This is a genomic window from Sphingobacterium lactis (assembly GCF_051951495.1).
Taxonomy (GTDB): domain Bacteria; phylum Bacteroidota; class Bacteroidia; order Sphingobacteriales; family Sphingobacteriaceae; genus Sphingobacterium; species Sphingobacterium lactis_A.
Genome location: NZ_JBNHAS010000001.1, coordinates 666,719 through 687,942 on the forward strand (window position 1 = coordinate 666,719; position 21,224 = coordinate 687,942).

A 21,224-nucleotide genomic window follows, 5' to 3' on the forward strand; every position below is an offset into this window, starting at 1 on the left:
GCGAAAAAATATGGCGTCTTTAACTTCCCAAATGAATATTATCGTTGAGAAAACGAAAAACATGATTCAATTGAGTGAAGCCTTGCAAGAGGAAAACGACTTGTTAAAACTAGAAGTTCAATCGTTGCAAGTGGCCTTTGAGACGAGTTCTGAAAAGGTTAAGCAATTGGAAGAGAAGGTGAAAGCCTTAGCTGTTGCGAAATCTTTGGACAACTCCGAGGTAGATAAAACCGCTATAAATGAAAAAATACTTGACACAAAACAAAAAATTAACGATTTTGTGCGAGAAATAGACAAATGTATAAGTCTTTTGAAGTAGGGAAAGTGGATTTAGGTAAAGATTTATTACGTTATTAAGCTCAAGAAAAATGGGAGAAATTTCCATAAAAATAAATATCGCTGATCGAGTATATCCATTACGTGTTGACACGGAAGAGGAAGAGGTAATTCGACATGCAGCGAAGTTAATAAACGAAAAAATAAAGGAACTGCAGGATAATTATGCAGTTCGTGATAAGCAAGATTTATTGTCCATGTGTGTATTACAATACGCAACAGGGATGATTAAGGCGGAGAAAAACGCCCAGAACCTAGATGTAGGTTTGGAACAAAGCATTCACGAATTGGATAATTTACTGACAGACTTCTTTAAGAAATAACGTTTGCGTTCTTATATTTTAGAGCTACTAACGACGAATTTGCCGCAATTAAATTCGGGTTGTCACTATTTTAAACTTAACGCTTCAATATCACGAGCAATTAAAAGATGTAGGCCATTTTGCGAAAGCCATCTGGGTCATGATCATACGCTCAAATCATGTGTAATCGAAGTTTAATAATACATGGTACCTGATTAATTTAATTGCGGTTTTTTTTTGGAAAATAATTGCTATTACATTAACATATTAAATCAATAAAAATGGAGTTATCAACTACTATATCAATAATAATTGCACTGGTTGTCGGTGTTTTTATTGGACGATATCTGCTGCAGATGTTGTTCAAGAAACAAGAACAATCAGCGACAGAAAAAGCAGCTCAGATCATTAAGGATGCTGAACAACAAGCAGAACACGTAAAGAAACAACGTCAATTGGAAGCTAAGGAGAAATTCCTTCAGTTGAAAGCGGAACATGAAAAGGAAGTAAGTCAACGCAATAATACCGTTGCTCAAAAGGAGAATTCTATTCGTCAAAAAGAGCAATCCATGAACCAAAAATTGGAAAATCTAAACCGTGAAAAACAGGAATTAGATAACAAGAATAAGAAGCTTGAACAATTGTTGGAGGTGAACGAGAAGAAACGCGATGAGGTTGAAGTATTAAAAGGTCAGCATATCAAACAATTAGAAACCATAGCTGGTCTTTCGGCTGATGAGGCAAAAGAGCAATTGGTAACTTCCTTACGTGAAGAGGCTAGATCGCAAGCGATCATGCAAATTAAAGATATAGTAGACGAAGCAAAATTAACGGCTTCTAAAGAAGCTAAAAAAGTGGTTATTCAAACCATTCAACGTACAGCTACTGAATCAGCAATTGAAAATACCGTTTCCATCTTTAACATCGAGAATGATGAGATTAAAGGTCGTATCATTGGACGTGAAGGACGTAATATCCGTGCTTTAGAGGCTGCAACTGGTGTAGAGATCATTGTTGATGATACGCCTGAGGCAATTATCCTTTCTGGATTTGATCCAGTACGTCGTGAAATTGCTCGTTTATCCTTACACCGTTTGGTTACGGATGGTCGTATTCACCCAGCTCGTATTGAGGAGGTTGTTGCGAAGACACGTACGCAAATTGAGGATGAAATCGTAGAAATTGGTGAGCGTACGGTTATTGACTTAGGAATTCATGGCCTACATCCGGAGTTAATCCGTATGGTTGGTAGAATGCGTTATAGATCGTCTTATGGTCAAAACCTATTACAACACTCCAGAGAGGTTGCAAATTTTGCAGCTACAATGGCTGCTGAATTAGGCTTGAACGTTAAGCATGCTAAACGTGCTGGGTTGTTACATGATATCGGTAAAGTGCCCGATGATAACCCAGAGCTTCCTCACGCTATCCTAGGTATGCAATTAGCAGAAAAATACAAGGAACACCCAGATGTTTGTAATGCTATTGGTGCTCACCACGATGAAATTGAAATGACTTCCATGATTTCACCTATCGTACAAGCATGTGATGCGATTTCAGGTGCTAGACCAGGTGCACGTCGTGAGGTGGTAGAAAGCTATATTAAACGTCTAAAAGAATTAGAGGATTTAGCTTTATCTTACCCAGGAGTAGAAAAAACATTTGCTATCCAAGCAGGACGTGAATTACGTGTTGTTGTGGAAAGTGAAAAGGTTTCTGATGCACAAGCAGAAATATTAGCAGCAGATCTTTCTAACCGTATTCAAACAGAAATGACTTATCCAGGTCAAATTAAAGTTACGGTGATTCGAGAAACACGTTCTGTTTCTTATGCAAAATAGAAGAGATTTAAAATCTTAATATATTTAAAAGTCCCATCATTTTACTGATGGGACTTTTAATTTATAAATGATTCTATATCATTGGATTATTTCCATTCAGGATTTTGTACTAGATTTTCATTTAATTCTAAATCATTTGTTGGAATTGGCGAGAGGTAATCGCGGGTTTCTTTAAATTCCTTTTTAATATGGGCATTGATTAATACATTTCCACTTTTACCATTCTCCAAAATTATTTCGGAATTCAATTTTAGGATTTGTACACCTGGGGCAGTAGGCTTTGTGCCTTCATAGATCCAGACGTCTTCTTTACCGTCACCATCAAGATCGAATTTGCCAATTCCAGGGAAGTACATGCCTTTAAATTGACGAACTAGAAATTGTCCAGCTTTCCAACGTAAAATATCATTCCAACGGAATGACTCCATTACTAATTCAATCCTTCTCTCTCTGCGGACCTCCAATATAGCCCCTTTCATGGCACCTCCTACGGCAGGATAATCGTTAGCTAGATAAGGATCAGGATTGCTATTAGCAGCGCTTAAATTCATATTAGGCATTTCCACACGTGCGCGTAATTTGTTAATTGAAATATCCAAGTCGGCTTGGGTTAAGGTTCCTAATTCAGCTTTAGCTTCAGCATAATTTAATAATACCTCTGCATAACGGAATACTGGCATGTCGTTTTCAGAACGGTTGTAATTATCATATTTTACATCGCCTACAAACTTGATCAATTGATAACCCGTAACCGAGTTTCCAAAATTTGGAGCTATTGGTTTAGCACCGCCAATACGTGTGTAGCCAGGAGTTCGGATTGTTTGGCTTAAACGAGGATCGCGGTTTTTGACTTCTTCCAAGAATGTCATTGTTGCATATCCTGCTTTATCAGTGAATCGTGTACCATCTTTCATGAGGTAGGAGTTTACCAGGTTTTTCTCTAGACCGGGCTTACCATAAGAAGCCGTGATGGTATAATAGTTTACATTATGCCATATTTGTAAAGCGTCAGAGAACTTACGAGCTAGAATCACCTCCTTAGGAATGGCGTTGACCGAACTAAACAAAGCACCATAAGATTGGACTCCGGCATCGGTGTAAACTTCATATTGAGCAGCGTCGATTAAGGTTTTGGCAGCTTCTGCTGATTGTTGGAGTAATTTATCCGCATTAGGTAATGCCAAATGGCTGTGGTATTTTCTAAACGTTCCTTCAAACAAAGCCACTCTAGATTTTAATGCTAAAGCGGTCCATTTAGTAACACGCTCATCCGATTTTTTACTGCTTAATTTAGCAATAGCATAGTCTAAGTCAGCTAAAATAGAATCGACTACTAAAACACGCGAATCACGTTTTTTCATTAATGCAGTAGTATCATTAACATCAATAACATTACCATACCAAGGCACATCGCCAAATGCGGCTACTTTGTTGAAATAGAAGTATGCGCGAAAGAATCGAGCAACACCAGCATAAGGCTCTACCTCAGGACGAGCAACTGTCTGAAAAGCATTGGCAAGGAAGAAATTAATGTTTCTAAGATCACCCCAAGACCAACCACCACCAGTTGTAGGAACTAATCTTTTTCCTGTGATAGCATCATCTAATGTTGTCTTTACAATGTTGTCTACGGATTCGTTATAAACACCTTCAGCGGAGGGGAATGCCGTATAAAATGAGTTTGTATATAACTCTAAATCTTTTACACTTTTAAAAGAAGAACCAGGAGGGATTCTAGAATCAGGTTCTCTATCCAAATAGTCCTTGTTGCATGAACTGAGTGCAAGAACTGCTATGATGAATATATATGTTAAGTTTTTCATAATTAAAAAGTGAAGTCAATACCAAAAGAAAATGTTTTAGAATAAGGGTAAGCTCTACCGTTGGCCTCTTGAGCAGCCTGTTCTGGATCAATATATTTTGATCTTAATTTTGTGGCTGTCCAAATGTTCTCGCCAGAAACATAAATTCTGGCATTGTTAAGTTTTACCTTGCTTGCAATGCTTAAAGGCAAGGTGTAGCCAATCGTTAGATTTTTCAAACGGATATAAGCCAAATCTTGTAGATAACGATCTGTTTTCACGTTTAATGAACCACGATCATTTAAAGCGATGTATCCTCTTAATAATGGGAAGTAGGCATCTGTATTTTCAGGTGTCCATACATCATCATTGAAATCCTTAGGGATGAAAGAGTAATACGGCCTAGAATAAGGACCCCAGAATTTATCCGCATTATTTCCTGGCCACCAATTTTGCTTACCTATTCCCTGGAAGAAAGCAGAGACATCAAAGCCTTGCCAATTTGCGCCAAGGTTGATACCAAAATTATAACGTGCTCGGCTGTTTCCAATGATGACCATATCTCCTCTATCATTTAGCTTATTTGTACCATTATTTACGATTCCATCTGGTACACCATTTGGTCCGGAGATATCTGCAAATTTTAAATCACCCGCTTGTAATTTAGACCAATCGCCTGGCGCAGATAAACGTTGTTTGTCAACAAAATCCTGATTTATTTTCCAATTAGCTGCTTCTTCATTGGAAGAAAACAGTCCATCGGTTTTATAGCCCCAAATCTCGCCTAAAGTCTGGCCTACATAATAATTGTTTAATAGGAATTCTCTGTTGTCAAAACGTGTGATTTTCGCTTTTGAATCCGATAATCCTAAACTAAAATTATATCCGAAAGGTTTTTCATTGATCATAAATTGATCTTTCCATGCTAATGAAAGTTCCCACCCTACGTTTCTTAAATCACCCGCATTAGTTCGTGGAGAAGCTGCTCCATATACAGAAGGCAAGGATTTACCAGGGATAAGCATATCTAAAGTTTCGCGAACGAAAAAGTCGAACGAAGTGGTAAGACGGTTCCTTAAGAATTCTAAGTCTGCACCAAAGTTTAAGGTATTTGTTCTTTCCCAAGTTAGGTTTGGTGATATCGGAGTTGGAGCACTAAGATACTGCATCTTAGTTCCGTTGAAAATATAATTGCTTGTTCCAGCATTTAATAATTCCATGTACCCAAATACAGCGGCTTCTTGTGCATTTCCTAGAGAACCATAGGATACTCTTAACTTAGCCTCATTAACAATGTTTTTAGCTGATTGTAGGAAAGGTTCTTCCATAATACGCCATCCGGCAGAGAAAGAAGGGAAGAAGCCCCAGCGTTGATCTTTAGGGAATTTGGAGGTTCCATCGTACCGTCCATTTACTTCTAATAAATAACGACCTTGATAATCATAGTTAATACGACCAAAGAAACCCTGCAACGCCCAGGAATCAGCACCACCATTGATAGTTGGTAAACCTGTACCTAAGTTAAAATCATTAAGGTCTTCAGAAAGTAAGTTAGTGGCAGTACCACCAATATTTTTCCAAACATGAAGTTCCTGGTTAAAACCCGCTGTTGCGCCAATGTGATGATCACCTATTTGTTTATTGAAGTTAGCAAAGAGGTTAGCAGAGTGTTTTTTTGTTAATCCTATTGATTCCGTAAATTGATCATTCCCTAAATAGCTAATTTCTCCAGGATAAATAGACCAAGGAGCCATAGTCCTTCTGTTAAACCTATTTACAGGATTATAAGAGAAGGTATAATTACCAGTAATCATTAAATCTGGAGTTATCTGTGCTACTGCTTCAAATAAATTCACAAATTCATACTCTTTTTCACCTCCTTTAGATTTACCATGAAGTAAATCTGCCATAATACCATCACCAATATTGTAGTTGTTTATTTCTGTTCTATAGGTTGCTGTTCCATCAGGATTTACAGGAACGTATGAGGGTAGTGCGTGTACTGTAGTTGAGATAAAGTTGTTATTGGCATCGACATTTGAATTCCATCCTGGGTAGGTATAATTTTGGTAGTTTAATTGGAAATTGTCGCTTACTTTAAGCCAGTCTGTTACTTGACCATTAATACGCGAACGTAAATTATAAGAGTCAAATTTATCTTGGATAACTTTCATCATTCCGCCTTTCTCGTAAAGACGACCAGAAATATAATAGTCTATTTTTTCTGAGCCTCCAGAAAAAGTTAAGGAATGTTCCATGGAGTTCATTTTGTCACGGTAGAAGGTGTTCCACCAATCTGTGTTTCCATAGTATACATATTGGTCCTTACCGTTTCTGTTTTGTATAACCACCGAAGGAAGGGATGGATCCTCTTTGCGTTTCAAAAGTTCAGCATAATCTTCATCGGTATATCCGGTATAGCGGTTACCCGTAGCTCGAACGAAGGCTTCATCGTTTAGGATGGCAGCATCATAACCACTGGTGATAAAATCTGTTCTAACCGTAAGCCCAGAGGAACCGAAGTTATTGCTGTAACTAATGTTCATTTTACCTGCTTTACCTCTTTTTGTCGTAACTAACATAACACCAAAAGCTCCACGAGCACCGTAAATTGCTGCAGCCGAAGCATCCTTCAGAACAGATACGGATTCAATATCACGGGGGTTAATACGGTTGATGTCGCCAGGAACACCATCTATTAGAACCAAAGGGGCTGCATTGGCGGAGTTAATGGATGCGAAGCCTCGAATATTTACATTTCCGCCACCTCCGGGTCTACCATTGGTGAAATTGATGTTTAAATTCGGGATAGCTCCCTGCAAAGCTTGAGTTGCATTGGCCACTGGGCGATCTTCAAAAACTTTGGAGTCTACCTGAGCAACCGAACCCGTTAGATTCACTTTCTTTTGACGGCCATAACCAACTACAACTACTTCATCCAATGACTCATTGGATTGCACAAGGGTAATGTTTGTGACTTGGTTTTTAATGGTTAAAGTTTGAGAATTGTATCCAACCATAGTAATACGGAGTTCATTTCCTATCGCTCCAGCGATTTCGAATTCACCGTTTTCATTGGTTTGCGTGACTGTCCCGGTTGTGCTGTTGCGAACAGATACTCCTGATAGTGCCTGTCCGTCTGCATCGACAATCCGCCCTTTAATCACACTTTGTCCCAAAATGTGACTTTCTCGGTGAGTCCAAAACGCATGCGTATGTGCGGTGACCTCCGTCCAAGAACAAATGGTTATGCCTATAAGAATAGGCAAAATAGCATAATTCTTTTTCATGGAAATAGTTTAAGTATTGTGGTACAAAAAAACGGTTACAATGTTGTTCTTTAATTAAGGTTTTGTTATTAAATAATGAAGTTCAATCAAAATTTTAATAAACTATTTTAAGGTAGATTTTTTGGGTTTATTCAAATTGTTTAAGTTGATATAAATATAAATTACATGCTTTATTCATTTATGAAATATTTACTTTTTAATGCACGAACCTTTAATTATGTTTATTAATTGAGCTTTTTGTTGGAAAATTTCTTTTATTGTTCTGTAACAAGTTGGTAAATGTTAAAATATGTTTTTCTATTATTTGATGGTTTTTATGATCTTACTAATAAACAATGAACTTCCTTTATCGTGTGATTTAGTTGTATAGTTCTATAGCTAATCACATTAGAGTTAGATTAGAAATCTCCTAGTTTTCTATATACCACTTTAATATGTTTAATTTTGTGCAAATCGTATTTACATGCACGTTTTGTTAATTGAGGATGATTTGCGTATTAGTTCTTTTTTAATCAAAGGATTAGAAGAGGCATCTTATGTCGTATCCTTGTGTAAAAGTGCTGAGGCGGTTTATGAGGGAAACTATTTGGATTTGCCCATTGATTTGATCATCGTCGATATTATGTTGCCTGGTATGGACGGTATTCAATTCGTGCAGACCTTAAGGTATAAAGGGAATTATACTCCAGTATTAATGTTAAGTGCATTAAATGCTGTTCAAGATAAGGTGACCGCCTTAAATTCGGGCGCTGATGATTACCTGACCAAACCATTTCATTTTGATGAGTTACTCTCTAGATTGCAAGCACTTCTAAGAAGGAAGCAGCTACAGGTAAAAAGTAAGCCAGAAAACTCCCAATTAAGATTTGGCGACCTATTGATCGATAAGGATCAATACATGGTCAGTGTTGCAGATGAAATAGTTGAGCTTTCGCCCAAAGAATTGAAGCTCTTGTTGTATTTGGTGGATAATAAAAACCGGACGGTGTCACGTATGCAAATACTGAATGCTGTGTGGGGGATAACCTTCGATAATCATAGTAATGTGGTCGATGTTTATATTTCCTACCTACGCAATAAAATAGAGGTAAGCAATGAGAAGTTCATTTTTACAGTAAAAGGGATTGGTTATATGTTTAAATATGACACATGAAACTAAAGCATAGACTTTCTTTATACTCCATAGCTATATTTTCGGTGTTGACCATGTTGATTTCGGTCATCATCTATTTTGCCTATTACGTTCAAAGGGAGCATATGGAAGAACATGCTTTGGAAAATAAAACCTTGCTTGCGGCTATTTACTATCTTGAACAAGATGAATTAAGCAGTTTGGAGCATGCACAGATTCAAAACCAATTACAAAAAACCATTTCAAGGAAGAATATTGCTGTTTTTGATAGTCTGACAAAGCAAGTAGATGGTGATATGGCGCATGACTTAGTTTTACCTAAGGGATTTTTTGAGCAAGTGAAGAGAAATGGAAAGGCTCATTTTAATACCGAATCTTTCTTTTACAATGGTCTCTATTATCAGGATAATCAGGGGGATTTTGTGGTTTTGTCTCGAGAATCTAAGGTCGAATTTAATGAGCAACTGCAGACTTTATCGCATATTTTAATCCTTGCATTTTTAGCGGGTTTATTGGTGATCTATTTCTTTTCTCGATTTTTGGGTTATATTGCGTATCAGCCTATCATAAAAGTCATCGATCAGATAAAAGAACGTGACAGTCAAAACTTTGATGTCCCAATACAATTAACGAAATCCTATTCTGAGATTCAGGATCTTGTCAATACCTATAATCATTTTGTGGATCGAATAGCGCAGACCTTTGCTGTACAGAAGAACTTTATAGATTATGTTTCCCATGAGCTAAGAACACCGATTACAGCGCTAATGGGAACCCTAGAAGTAACTAAGCAACGGGAGCGAACGGTTGCAGAATATGAGCAAGTCATATTACAGTTGCAACAATATACAAATGATTTGCAGGATAACTTAGAGCAAATGATGTTGTTGTCTGGTGCAAAGACGAGCTTTGAGTTCCAAAAATTACGGATGGATGAAATTGTCTGGCAAGTCATTGAACAAGCTGTATTATACCATCATGCTAAGATTGATGTGAAAATTGAGGTTCAAAACCCTGATCTATTGACTTGGGAGGGTAATGATCGATTACTCGCTTTGGCTTTGAATAATCTCATTGAAAATGCGATCAAATATTCCAATAACAATTTGATAAATCTCCGTTTATGGGAGGAAGAAGACCGGTTACTGTTAGAAATTAAAGATCAAGGAATTGGAATTCCAACAGCTGATTTGGAACAGGTACGTCAGAATTTTTACCGTGCATCGAATACAAAAACTTTTTCTGGAAAAGGAATAGGGCTTTCTATGGCTAATATTATCTTCAAATATCATGGGATCAATCTTGATATAGAATCAGATTCCACTGGAACAAGGATCATTCTTCGATTCTAATTCAATTCTAATGTAATCCCAAAACCACCTTAATCTGCATGCCTTAGGTTTGTAGAAAAAATAATAAGGTGAAGAAAATTCTCTTACTTCTTGCGTTTGGCTGCTTTAGTCTTCAAGTCTGGTCACAAAACTATGATTTGGAGGCTTTGGAAGCCACTTTTTTAAAGAATAACCTCCGTATTCTAGCGGCTAAATATGAGATTGGGCAAGCAGAAGCTAAATTGGCACAAGAACGTGTGTGGCCGAATCCTAGTTTAAGTTTGGATAATGTGAACTTATGGTCTAACTCTACTGTAGAAGAGCAGCCTTTGCTGTTTGGGAAGTTTGGAAAGAAACAACAGTTTGGATTGGAGCTCGAACAATTAATTGAGACCGCTGGGAAAAGAAAAAAGCGCGTAGCAATTCGACAAACAGAATTAGATGCAAAAGCCATATCATTCGAAGAATTGCTTTGGTCTTTAAAGTATGAATTACGAATAGCCTATTATCAATTGGCCCTCACCAAACAAGAATTAAGCTTGTTGGAAGAAAGCATGGAATCCTTTACTCAATTGCGGGATTTATATGCTAAGCAAGCTGCTAAATTACATGTTTCATCAGCTGCCTACTACCGCATACAAAGTGAACTCCTCAGTATAGAAAAGGAAGTTTTTACCCTAAGAAGTAAAGAACAAGAAGCCTTAGACCAATTAAAAGTATTGACACGCATAGCTAATCTGTCCATAACGGATTTGCGATTTCCTAAGTTTCAATTGAAGAATTTACCTAAATCATATGATCATTTAATAAGCTTAGCGAGGGATCAAAACTTTCAAATCAAATTGCAGGAAAGAAATTTGATTAAATCGGAACAGGAGTTTCAATTGGAAAAAGCCAATGCAAAACCTGATTTAACTACTTCCGTAGCTTTTGAGCGAGGAGGAAATATCATGCAAAATTTTGTAGGTATTGGTGTTAAGGTTGATTTACCCTTATTTAACCGCAATAAAGGAAACATAAAGGCTGCAAAAAATCAAGTAGAACAAGAGACTGCACAGAAACAATATTTAGAACAAGAGTTAGAAGTCCAAATAGTACATGTTTATCAGGAACTGACACGATTAGAGAAATTAATTCTTTCATGGGATGACCAGGAAGCAGATAGTGGACAGGACCTTTTATCAAAATTCCGGAAACAGTTGACGGAACATCAAATCACGTTATTGGAGTACTTGGATTTTGCCCAAGCATACCAAAATGCACAACAAGCAAAATTTGGAATACAAGAGAATTATTTACAACGCTATGAGGAATTGCAGTTCCTTTTAGGATCAGGTACACAGGGATATGAAAATTAAATGGACATATGGATTTCTTGTCGTGGCTTTATTTGGTTGCCAAGGGGAAGAGAGTTCGGATAAGGTTACTAATGAAGCTGTTGAGAAATTTTGTTTGAATCCGGAATTGAAAAAATCAACGGAATTGCAAACCATACAAGAGCAAGCAATGGTAGAACAGATGAGTTTACCAGGGAAAATAGAATATAATGAAAATGATTTGGTGGTCTTTAAGAGTTTGCTTTCTGGAGTTGTCGAGACAGTTAAGTTTGAACTGGGTGATTATGTTAAAAAAGGGCAGGTATTAGCAAATATCAAATCCGTAGAGATTCAATCCCTACATCAGCAAAGGAAATTTCAAGAGAACCAATTGGTTTTGCTTCAAAAACAACTACTCACCAAACAAGATTTATTGAAAGATGGGATGGCTGCACAAACTGAGGTTCTTGAAATAGAACATCAATTAGATGCTGCGAAAATTGAATTGGATCGTATTAAGGAAACTTTAGGCTTATACCGTGCGACTAGTCAAGGAGAGTTTCAGATTCTAGCACCAAAAAATGGCTATATCGTTCATAAGGCAATCAGTCCAGGCCAAGTAATTGGTTCAGAATCGGATGATTTGTTCTCCATTTCCAACTTAAAAGAAGTTTGGGTAATGGTAAATGTGTTTGCGAGTAACCTTCGTTTTGCTAAAGTTGGGGCAGCTGTCAAGGTTAAAAGCTTAGCATTTCCAGATCAAGTGTATTCGGGAAAGATTGATAAATTATACCCCGTATTTGATGCCAATGAGCATGTGATGAAGGCGCGGGTAGTACTTGATAATCCAAATTTAAAGTTGATGCCCGGTTTGAGTGTCGATGTGTTATTAGAAAAGGATCAACAGGGAGGACAACGTGCCTTTGCCATTCCTAATAAGGCTATTTTATTCAGTAATAATGCAAACTATGTGGTCATCTATCGGGATGACTGTGATTTGGAGATGAAACAAGTCGATATTCGCTATAGTAATGAAGATTATAGTTATGTAGCTGAAAAGTTTCCACAAGAAACAAAGGTTGTTGCCAGTAATGCTTTGTTAATCTTTGAAGAGTTGAAAGGGAGGTAGAAATGAAGAAATTTGTACAGCAGATCGTCACCTTCTCTTTAAAGAATACCACATTTGTTCTCTTTGCCACTTTAGCTTTATTGTTTATAGGCATATACGCATTAAAACATACGGCAATCGAGGCTTTTCCAGATGTTACGAATACAAGGGCAAGGATTATTACACAATGGCCTGGAAGGAGTGCTGAAGAGGTAGAAAAACAAATCACCTTACCCATTTCTAAGGTGATGAACAGTATCCCAAGTAAAAGTAATGTTCGCTCAATAAGTTTGTTTGGACTATCGGTAGTTACTGTTCAATTTGAAGATGCTGTAGATGATTTCTATGCGCAGCAATATGTTTCGAATAAGATGGGTGGAGTTGATTTGCCTGAAGGGGCAGAGATTGAAATTGAACCACCATCCGGTGCGACAGGTGAAATTTACCGCTACGTAATTAAGAGTGATCTTCCAATCAAGGAAGTTTCAGCTATGCAGGATTGGGTAATTGAGCGGGAACTTTTAAGCGTTCCTGGGGTTGCCAATGTCATCAGTTTTGGCGGAGAGGAAAAGATTTATGAGGTGAGAATCAATCCTACAGAACTTAAAAACTTTGGATTGACGGCATTGGAGGTATATGAAGCTGTTTCTAAATCCAATATAAATGTTGGTGGAGATGTCATTCAACAAGGGGATCAGGCTTATGTGGTTCGTGGTGTTGGTTTATTGGATAAAATAGACGATATCGGAAATATTACGGTCAAATTAGTAGGTTCAACACCCATATTGGTGAAGAACGTTGCTGAGGTAGTTGTATCCAACAAACCACGTTTAGGGCAGGTAGGTTTCAATGAGCAGGATGATTTAGTAGAAGGTATTGTGGTGATGCTAAGAGGTCAAAATCCATCGGAGGTTATTGGAAATCTTAAATCCAAAATTAAGGAACTAAATGAACGGATATTGCCTGGGAATGTTCAGATTGAAACAATTATTGACCGGACAACCTTGGTGGATAATACGGTAAAAACTGTATCCAAAAATATCATTGAAGGCGTATTACTAGTTTCTTTAATCGTATTTATCTTCTTATATAATTGGAAATCTACTTTTATTGTCGCCTCCGTCATACCACTGTCTTTTCTGTTTGCGATTATTATGTTGAAGATTCAGGGACTGCCCGCGAATTTAATTTCAATGGGTTCTTTGGATTTTGGCTTGTTGCTGGAAGGTACTTTAGTAATTGTGGAGACTGTTTTTGTAGCTATGGCTACCATGTCGCATAAAGTGGGCCCAGAAAGATTTGCCAAGATGAGTAAGATGGGGATAATTAAAAAGAGTGCCGGTAGTGTGGCCTCTTACATATTCTTTGCATTACTTATTTTAATTGTTGCCTTATTACCCATCTTCTCCTTTCAAAAGGTGGAGGGTAAAATGTTTTCTCCTTTAGCATTTACGCTGGGTTATGCCTTATTGGGTTCTTTGATTCTAAGCTTAACTTATGTTCCTGCCATGTGTAAATTATTATTCAATAAGGGCATGGAGGAGAAGGAAAATATAGTTACACGATTTTTTAATCGCAGTATTTATGGCTTGTACAGTAATGCCTTACGGTTCAAGTATTGGACGATGGGGCTATTTTTAGGCTTATTGAGCCTTTGTATCATCAAGTTCATGAATTATGGTTCAGAATTTTTGCCTCAATTAAATGAAGGGGCTATATATATACGGGCTACTTTACCCAATAGTGTCAACCTAGAGGAGTCCACCAAATTGACAAAAGAGATGAAAAACATGATGCTGGATAGTTGCCAGGAGATTGATTTTATCTTAACGCAGACTGGAAGACCAAATGATGGAACTGATCCGACTGGTTTCTTTAATATCGAGTTTAATGTGCAGCTAAAACCCGAAGGAGATTGGAGCCGAAAAGTTAGTAAGGAAGACATTATACAGCAGTTGCGTAAGCAATTAGGACAATACCCTGGAATCACTTTTGGGTTTAGTCAGCCTATTCAAGATAACGTGGAGGAGTATGTAGCAGGAGTAAAGAGTTCCTTGGTAATCAAGATTTTTGGGGATGATTTATATCAATTAGAGGATTATGCCTATCAAGTATCGGAAAGCATCGCTAAGGTTCGAGGTATTACAGATATCAATGTTTATAAGAATATTGGTTTGCCAGAATTAAGGATTCAACTGCATGATTCCAAGATGGCTAAATATGGTGTATTTACTGCTGATGTACAGGCTGTCATTGCGATGACTATTGGTGGTCAATCGGCAACTAAATTCTATGAAAAAGAGAGACAATTTGATGTGGTTCTACGCTTTAGCGAGGAATATAGAAATACAGCCGAAAAAATAGGGAGTATTCTTATTCCAACTAGTAATGGAGAGAGAATTCCATTGCGTGAAATTGCAAGCATTGGCTATGTTACGGGGCCTGCGTTTATTTATAGAGAAGGAAATAGCCGTTATATTGGGGTTGGATTCAGCATTGCAGGAAGAGACTTAGGAAGTACCATTGCAGAGGCAAAGGAAGTTGTAGCAAAAGAAGTAAAATTACCTAAAGAGAATCAGATGGAATGGGCCGGTGAATTCGAGAGCAAAGAACGGGCAACTAAGCAATTGATGACGGTCATTCCAATCTCTTTAGTGCTTATTCTAATTCTCTTGTACAGTAACTTTGGAAATATGAAAGATACAGCGATAGCTGCTATTACTATTCCATTTGCTTTTATTGGTGGTTTTCTTTCCTTATGGATTACAGGAACAGTATTTGGTATTTCTGCAGGTATTGGTTTAATTATCTTATTTGGAGTTAATACTATTAACGGCATCATTTTAATTGCCGTTATGAAAGAATACCTCAGGAAAAAGACGCTGTTGGAAGCCATAGATCAAGGTGTTCGAAGTAGGATTAGATCTATTGTCATGATTGCATTAATGGGTTCAATGGGATTATTACCTGCTGCTTTGTCAAGTGGAATGGGGGCGGAGATTCAAAAGCCACTGGCCATTATGATCGTTGGTGGCTTGTTGATCTGTTTGATTCTATCCTTTACGGTATTACCGGTCGTATTCTATTTTTCATACAGGAAAAAGGAGAAATTGATCTGATTATATTGCCCTACAATGACCCTAATCAGGTTATTTTAGGGCAATAATATGTACCTTTGTCGACATGAACAAAAAGGATAAACCAAGCAATAAAAAGTTAAGCTTTTCAAGACCAGTTGAAAAACATTTCTACGAATTGGACCAAACGTATGCAAGCTCCAATAAATCACTAATTGCCGTGTTCTTGACTTTAGCTTTTTTTGGTGTAATGGGTATGATCTGGATGATACCTTTTCCGCAGTTTGAATTCTTGGTGAAAATGAACGCTCATACTTTTTTGAATTGGGGTTCCTTCTTTATTGCTATAGTTATCTATGCTTACTTAAAATTAGCACCTACCTTATCTTATGCGGTTTTGTTTTGTATAGGAATAATGAGTTTTTTCATTGTACAGTTAGAATATGTAGAACGAGATGGTGGACCCTCAGTGCTTTTAGTATGTTCAATTCTAGCTCTAATAGGTTTACTTGGATTATGGTTTACTGTAAAGCCTGTTCAAGGACATGCAAATCGCTTTCTTCAGTTAGTAGGGGTTGGGCCAGTATGGCTATGGTCCAAAGTTTTTGAAAAACTAAATTGGAAGTATTAACATTATCTTCAAAAATTTTCCTTAAATAAATTCGAAAACTCTTAAATTTTTATATTTTTAGATATTAATCAATTATTATGAAAGATCTAAAATATCCCCTACATTTTAAGTTTCGAATTACGAGTTTTGCTAAAGATTTTTTAGCTACAGATGCCACAGGTCAACCCTTATATTATGTTAGGGAAAAGATATTTAGCTGGCGAGATCATATTATGGTATATCGCGATTCTTCGAAATCTGAAGTTTTATATGAGTTCATATCAAATAAACGGATTGATTTTCAGCAAACTTTTACAATTAAGGACTCGGAAGGGAAGGTTTTAGGTAAAGCTCGTAGAAAGACAATTAAATCCCTATGGCGTTCTACTTTTAACCTGATGGACGCTAGTGATCTGCATGACCATACGATTAAAGAAAAGAATCCCTGGACAAAATTTTGGGATGGTTTATTTGGTGAATTGCCCATAATCGGGATGCTTTCAGGTTATGTATTTAACCCCTCTTATATTCTTCGAAATGATTTAGATGAACCCATGTTTGAGATTCGGAAAGAACCTTCTTTTTTTGGAAGAAAGTTTTCTGTATTAAAGCTAACGGACAAGGATGTAGATGATGAACGATTTGTCCTCAGCCTCATGCTAATGGTCATAATGGAAAGGAGCAATGGGTAAAACCCATTGCTCCTTTATAAATTTCTGTTATTGATTCGATTAAAGCTTTTTAAGGCTGTATTCGAGTTTTATTTCGTTTTTATCTGTAGCCGTATACTCACGTACAAGTGTAGCTCCTAACTTTTCGATTGCCTTTTGAGATCGAATATTTTCCTTAGCTACATGAAAGTAAACTTCATCGACGAATTGAAAAGCATAATCCAATAAGAGCTTTTTAATGGATTGATTATACTGAGTTCCCCAGTAAGGTTTAGTCAAAAATGTATAGCCAATAGAAACAGACTTTTTATCTTTATTAAATTCATAAAAGGAAGTCGTTCCAATTACCTTTCCTGTTCGATGATCAATTATTATATATGCAATATCATTCGCTAATAACTTCTGAAAGTATTTGGTGAAACCTAGGGGTGTATAACGCATGCGGTCAGGATGTTGTTCCCAAATTTCAGGGTCTGATGCAGCAGCATATAACCACTCGAAATCTTCCTTTACCAAAGGGATAAGTTTTACAAGCTCATTGCTTAATATTTGTCTTTCCAACATGGCGATTTATTTTATAATACGTTTGATCTTATTGGATTTTTTAATCCATTTATGGACAGCATCATAATCTTCTTGATTGATTTTGTCGTATATATGCTGTAATTGTTTGATATGCTCCTCGAGAACTTCTAATACATTGCTGCGGTTCTGTTTAAAAATAGGAGTCCACATGTCAGGAGAAGATTTTGCTAAGCGGACAGTAGACTGGAAGCCTGATCCTGCTAATTCAAAGATTCTACCTTGAGACTTTTCTTTCTCTAAAACAGTTAAAGCCAGAGCAAATGAGGTAAGGTGAGATATATGCGAGACATAGGCCGTATGCATATCGTGCTCATCAGCTGTCATAAAAGAAGTTTTCATTTCCAATTGTTCTGTAAGTGCATCTGCTAATTCAAACGCATCTTCATCAGATTTAAAAGCCTCTACATATACCATCATCTTATCCTTAAATAGATTAGGGATAGCTGCTTCAGGACCAGAGTATTCTGTACCAGCCATGGGGTGGGCTGCAACATAACGACCACGATTAGGATGCTCTGAAATGAGATTCAAAATATTGGTTTTGGTTGATCCCATATCGATGATGATCTGTTTAGTAGCCTTATCCAGTAACTGAGGCAAGAGTTCCATAATAGCATCTACTGGTACTGTTAATACAATAATCTTACAATTCTGTAAGGCTTCAGTTAAAGTTTGAAACTCATCTACCAATCCTAATTGAAGGGCTTTCTTTTGGTTGGCTTCACTTTTTTCAACACCGACAATCTTGTCAGCAAAGTTTGTTTGTTTAAGTCGGATCCCTATCGAACCACCGATAAGACCTGTTCCGACAATTGCTATATTCATTTTCTTAATTGCAATAAAATCAATAATCCTGGAAATCCAGTCCTTTAAAAGCTATTTCTGAATCGCTTTTTTTATACGATTAATAGCCATTTCATAAACGGCAACTTGTGCACATAGGCTTATTCGGATATACCTTTCACCAGCGGTGCCAAAGATGCCTCCAGGCGTGATAAAAACATGCGCCTTATAAAGTATATCATCAGCTAATTCGTAGCAGTCTGCATATGTATTTGGGACTTTAGCCCATACGAATAATCCAACCTGATTAACATCATATTGGCAATTTAATAAATCCATTAATTCAAATACCTTAACTCTTCGAGTTTTATATTCTTCGTTTAATTGAGTGTACCAGGATTTGTCCAAATTTAAGGCTTTTGCAGCTGCCATTTGAATAGGGAAGAAGGTTCCAGAATCCATATTGCTTTTAAATCGTAAAATCTCAGCAAGACGTTTTTCATTTGCAACCAGCATTCCAATACGCCAACCAGCCATGTTGGATGATTTGCTTAAAGAATTAAGCTCAATGGCGACATCCATGGCGCCTGGTATTGCCATAATGCTCTGTGGCGTATCGTTTAAGATAAAGCTATACGGATTATCATGACAGATTAGAATTTGATGTTTTTTACCAAATGCTATAATACGCTCAAAAAAATGTTTGTTAGCTAATGCACCAGTTGGCATATTCGGATAATTAATCCACATGAGCTTTACTTTGGATAAATCTTGAGCCTCCATAGCTTCTAAATCGGGTAACCAATTTAAATCTGGTGATAAATCATAAGATTTAATGGTTGCACCAGAAATTCTTACTGCACTAGCATATGCCGGGTAACCTGGGTTAGGAACCAACGCTTCATCACCTTCTTGAAGGTAGGTCATACAAATATGTACTATTCCTTCTTTTGAACCTATAAGTGGTAGTATCTCAGTATTTGGATTTAAATTGACGCCATAATATCGATCATACCAATCTGCCATGGCTTGTCTAAGGACTGGTATGCCCTTGTAGTTCTGATAACCATGGGTATTGGGTAATGCCGCTTGTTCCTGAAGTGTTTTGATGACCTCTGGATGTGGCGGGAGATCAGGACTGCCGATGCCCAAGTTTATTACCTGTGCACCATTCTTGTTCATCTCATCAATTTCCCTCAACTTCTTAGAGAAGTAATACTCTTCAGTATGTTGAAGGCGTTTCGCTACGTCAATTTCCATTATTTTAATATTTGGCGTTAAATTTATAAAAACTTCCGCTGTTTAATCTAATTATGTTAAAGATATTCCCCGATATCTGTTGAGTATAGCAATGGAATCATTGTTTTTCTGCCATTTTTCTATCAGAATTAACCAAATTGAATTCTAGAACCTTCAAAAACTACTTCTCTTAGGTCATTTAATAGTTATAAAGGAGTTATCATATTGAGTTTTCATAATAGGAAATTTTAATGTTTTAGCTTATTGAAAAGAAATTTTGTCTTCGATTAAAATCAAGATAAAGAGGGGTTATTTGTTCATGAGCGTAATGTGATTTGTTGCCTTATCCTTGAATTTATGATTCAGTGAAATTAATTGTTGTTTATCGTTAAATAATTGTCGTTACATTCTTTGTGTTTTGTGATTTTGCAGAAATAAATATATAGTATAAAATATATGGTAAAACAAATAATTAGAATGAATTTTTCAAAAATTAATTGTGAAGCAAATATTAATAATATTATTAGGACTTTTATAATTCAACTATTTTATTAAATTCGCCTAATAATTAAAATACTTTCAAAACAAAAGACAGTTATGAGAATTTCTGAATTATCCGGAGTAAAAGAAATCGCCCGTCGAGCGAATGTTTCGATAGCGACTGTAGATCGAGTATTACATAGTAGGCCAGGTGTTGCAGAAAAGACAAAATCTAAGATTTTGGGCATCATTGATGAGATTAAGTATAAGCCAAACATATTGGCGAAACGCTTGGCTTCAAAACGAGTTTATAAATTTGGGATTCTTATTCCGAATGACGTCAAGGAATCTGGGTATTGGCAAGCACCAATCACAGGTATTGAATCTGCATTGTCAGAGTTTGGTGAATTTGGTGTTGAGTTAAGCTATTTTTTGTATGATAAAGATGATAGGAGTTCTTTTGCAGAGCAAGTTGAAGAGTTATTTAAAGGTCCTATTGACGGGATTATTGTAGCCCCAATATTCATTAAGGAGTCTTTGGATTTATCTATTCGATGTATTGAAAAACGTATTCAATATGTTTTTATTGATACGAATATCTTAGATGCAAAACCATTGAGCTATATCGGTTTTGATTTGTTCCAGTCAGGCAGAGTAGTAGGCAACCTATGTAATTATTTATTAGAGGAAGAAGATGGAGTCCTAGTGGTCAATATTGCTAAACATGAAGACAGTTTAAATCGGTTGAAATTAAGGTATGAAGGGTTTGAAGCTTATATGAAAGAATATAAACGAGAAAAATCGATCAAGAAATTGGATTTCTCCTCTGCAAGTATGCATTCTTTTGAAACAAGAATGACTAAAGCTCTTCAGAATAAAAAAACCAAATTAATTTTTGTCACTGGTTCACATGTGCACTTGGTTGGACAATATTTGAAAAAAAGAAATATAAAAGATATTCTGGTTATTGGATATGAATACTCTACGCCAAATTTAGAGTTATTGATTGAAGGGTATATCGATTTTCTCATTTGCCAAAAGCCAATTGAACAGGGATATCGTGCTTTTGTGGCATTGTATGAGCATTTTATTGCTAAGCGTAAAGTACATAAGATGCAGTTTATGCCTATTGATGTTGTCACACGTGAGAACTTCAAATATTATGAATATTAGTCTTTAATCTGATAAATTTATCAGGCTTGTTTTTTAGTTTGTTTGGTCTACAATCTATGAAATATTAAATGTTTTGCAATCTAGTGTTAAATGCTGCCGAATGACAGTAGATTGCAACATTTTCAATCGAAGAATTGCTAAAAATTAG

At 36.6% G+C, this 21,224-nt stretch carries 16 protein-coding genes; 11 read left to right on the forward strand and 5 right to left on the reverse strand.

What is annotated here, in order from left to right:
* Positions 1–10: 10 nt before the first annotated feature.
* The 3 genes from ACP6L2_RS02775 (at position 11) to rny (ending at position 2,479) form a co-directional block, all read left to right on the forward strand.
* On the forward strand, positions 11–319 hold the full coding sequence (locus ACP6L2_RS02775) for a hypothetical protein (protein WP_344676097.1): 309 nt from the start codon (positions 11–13) through the stop codon (positions 317–319).
* Positions 320–368: 49 nt separating this feature from the next.
* Positions 369–659 (forward strand): cell division protein ZapA, encoded by a 291-nt coding sequence (locus ACP6L2_RS02780; protein WP_344676096.1) that lies wholly within the window; start codon positions 369–371, stop codon positions 657–659.
* Between the two features lie 260 nt (positions 660–919).
* Positions 920–2,479 (forward strand): ribonuclease Y, encoded by a 1,560-nt coding sequence (gene rny, locus ACP6L2_RS02785; RefSeq protein WP_344676095.1) that lies wholly within the window; start codon positions 920–922, stop codon positions 2,477–2,479.
* A gap of 86 nt (positions 2,480–2,565) precedes the next feature.
* Here rny and ACP6L2_RS02790 read toward each other — a convergent pair whose 3' ends face one another.
* Together ACP6L2_RS02790 and ACP6L2_RS02795 are read right to left on the reverse strand one after the other, a co-directional pair.
* Positions 2,566–4,302 carry a RagB/SusD family nutrient uptake outer membrane protein gene (locus ACP6L2_RS02790; RefSeq protein ID WP_440507775.1) on the reverse strand — a complete coding sequence of 579 codons (1,737 nt, stop codon included), beginning with the start codon at positions 4,300–4,302 and terminating at the stop codon, positions 2,566–2,568.
* A 2-nt stretch (positions 4,303–4,304) separates the two neighbouring features.
* Positions 4,305–7,571, reverse strand: coding sequence for a SusC/RagA family TonB-linked outer membrane protein (locus ACP6L2_RS02795; RefSeq protein ID WP_440507776.1), 3,267 nt, complete (start codon positions 7,569–7,571; stop codon positions 4,305–4,307).
* A gap of 463 nt (positions 7,572–8,034) precedes the next feature.
* Here ACP6L2_RS02795 and ACP6L2_RS02800 point away from each other — a divergent pair, with 463 nt between their 5' ends.
* From ACP6L2_RS02800 to ACP6L2_RS02830, 7 genes are all read left to right on the forward strand, one after another.
* Positions 8,035–8,724: a response regulator transcription factor gene (locus ACP6L2_RS02800; RefSeq protein ID WP_440507777.1), complete on the forward strand. Its 690-nt coding sequence runs from the start codon at positions 8,035–8,037 to the stop codon at positions 8,722–8,724.
* The gene (locus ACP6L2_RS02805) at positions 8,721–10,055 is read left to right on the forward strand and encodes a sensor histidine kinase (RefSeq protein ID WP_440507778.1); all 1,335 of its coding nucleotides are present in this window, start codon (positions 8,721–8,723) and stop codon (positions 10,053–10,055) included. The genes ACP6L2_RS02800 and ACP6L2_RS02805 overlap by 4 nt, the downstream gene beginning before the upstream one ends.
* A gap of 68 nt (positions 10,056–10,123) precedes the next feature.
* Positions 10,124–11,392, forward strand: a complete 1,269-nt coding sequence (locus tag ACP6L2_RS02810) for a TolC family protein (protein WP_440507779.1) — start codon at positions 10,124–10,126, stop codon at positions 11,390–11,392.
* Positions 11,382–12,479 (forward strand): efflux RND transporter periplasmic adaptor subunit, encoded by a 1,098-nt coding sequence (locus ACP6L2_RS02815; protein WP_440507780.1) that lies wholly within the window; start codon positions 11,382–11,384, stop codon positions 12,477–12,479. Before ACP6L2_RS02810 ends, ACP6L2_RS02815 begins: the two co-directional genes overlap by 11 nt.
* A 2-nt stretch (positions 12,480–12,481) precedes the next feature.
* Complete coding sequence (locus ACP6L2_RS02820) at positions 12,482–15,577, forward strand: efflux RND transporter permease subunit (RefSeq protein ID WP_440507781.1); 3,096 nt, start codon at positions 12,482–12,484, stop codon at positions 15,575–15,577.
* Positions 15,578–15,641: 64 nt separating this feature from the next.
* The gene (locus ACP6L2_RS02825; RefSeq protein WP_440507782.1) at positions 15,642–16,166 is read left to right on the forward strand and encodes a hypothetical protein; all 525 of its coding nucleotides are present in this window, start codon (positions 15,642–15,644) and stop codon (positions 16,164–16,166) included.
* A 77-nt stretch (positions 16,167–16,243) separates the two neighbouring features.
* Positions 16,244–16,837 (forward strand): hypothetical protein, encoded by a 594-nt coding sequence (locus ACP6L2_RS02830; protein WP_440507783.1) that lies wholly within the window; start codon positions 16,244–16,246, stop codon positions 16,835–16,837.
* A gap of 39 nt (positions 16,838–16,876) precedes the next feature.
* Here ACP6L2_RS02830 and ACP6L2_RS02835 read toward each other — a convergent pair whose 3' ends face one another.
* The 3 genes from ACP6L2_RS02835 to ACP6L2_RS02845 are packed head-to-tail and all read right to left on the reverse strand — an operon-like array spanning position 16,877 to position 19,444.
* Complete coding sequence (locus ACP6L2_RS02835; RefSeq protein WP_440507784.1) at positions 16,877–17,380, reverse strand: GNAT family N-acetyltransferase; 504 nt, start codon at positions 17,378–17,380, stop codon at positions 16,877–16,879.
* A gap of 6 nt (positions 17,381–17,386) precedes the next feature.
* Positions 17,387–18,226, reverse strand: a complete 840-nt coding sequence (locus tag ACP6L2_RS02840) for a prephenate dehydrogenase (protein WP_440507785.1) — start codon at positions 18,224–18,226, stop codon at positions 17,387–17,389.
* A gap of 51 nt (positions 18,227–18,277) precedes the next feature.
* On the reverse strand, positions 18,278–19,444 hold the full coding sequence (locus ACP6L2_RS02845) for a pyridoxal phosphate-dependent aminotransferase (RefSeq protein ID WP_440507786.1): 1,167 nt from the start codon (positions 19,442–19,444) through the stop codon (positions 18,278–18,280).
* 576 nt (positions 19,445–20,020) lie between these two features.
* Here ACP6L2_RS02845 and ACP6L2_RS02850 point away from each other — a divergent pair.
* A complete protein-coding gene (locus tag ACP6L2_RS02850) occupies positions 20,021–21,076 on the forward strand; it encodes a substrate-binding domain-containing protein (RefSeq protein ID WP_440507787.1) in 1,056 nt (351 codons plus the stop codon).
* Positions 21,077–21,224 lie beyond the last annotated feature (148 nt).

Bases quoted from the DNA above. Each gene is read 5' to 3' on its own strand.
- ACP6L2_RS02825 (WP_440507782.1), top strand. From the start codon at position 15,642: ATGAACAAAAAGGATAAACCAAGCAATAAAAAGTTAAGCTTTTCAAGA.
- ACP6L2_RS02815 (WP_440507780.1), top strand. From the start codon at position 11,382: ATGAAAATTAAATGGACATATGGATTTCTTGTCGTGGCTTTATTTGGT.
- ACP6L2_RS02845 (WP_440507786.1), bottom strand. From the start codon at position 19,444: ATGGAAATTGACGTAGCGAAACGCCTTCAACATACTGAAGAGTATTAC.
- ACP6L2_RS02800 (WP_440507777.1), top strand. From the start codon at position 8,035: ATGCACGTTTTGTTAATTGAGGATGATTTGCGTATTAGTTCTTTTTTA.
- ACP6L2_RS02850 (WP_440507787.1), top strand. From the start codon at position 20,021: ATGAGAATTTCTGAATTATCCGGAGTAAAAGAAATCGCCCGTCGAGCG.
- ACP6L2_RS02795 (WP_440507776.1), bottom strand. From the start codon at position 7,571: ATGAAAAAGAATTATGCTATTTTGCCTATTCTTATAGGCATAACCATT.
- ACP6L2_RS02830 (WP_440507783.1), top strand. From the start codon at position 16,244: ATGAAAGATCTAAAATATCCCCTACATTTTAAGTTTCGAATTACGAGT.
- ACP6L2_RS02820 (WP_440507781.1), top strand. From the start codon at position 12,482: ATGAAGAAATTTGTACAGCAGATCGTCACCTTCTCTTTAAAGAATACC.
- ACP6L2_RS02840 (WP_440507785.1), bottom strand. From the start codon at position 18,226: ATGAATATAGCAATTGTCGGAACAGGTCTTATCGGTGGTTCGATAGGG.
- ACP6L2_RS02835 (WP_440507784.1), bottom strand. From the start codon at position 17,380: ATGTTGGAAAGACAAATATTAAGCAATGAGCTTGTAAAACTTATCCCT.
- rny (WP_344676095.1), top strand. From the start codon at position 920: ATGGAGTTATCAACTACTATATCAATAATAATTGCACTGGTTGTCGGT.
- ACP6L2_RS02780 (WP_344676096.1), top strand. From the start codon at position 369: ATGGGAGAAATTTCCATAAAAATAAATATCGCTGATCGAGTATATCCA.
- ACP6L2_RS02790 (WP_440507775.1), bottom strand. From the start codon at position 4,302: ATGAAAAACTTAACATATATATTCATCATAGCAGTTCTTGCACTCAGT.
- ACP6L2_RS02775 (WP_344676097.1), top strand. From the start codon at position 11: ATGGCGTCTTTAACTTCCCAAATGAATATTATCGTTGAGAAAACGAAA.
- ACP6L2_RS02805 (WP_440507778.1), top strand. From the start codon at position 8,721: ATGAAACTAAAGCATAGACTTTCTTTATACTCCATAGCTATATTTTCG.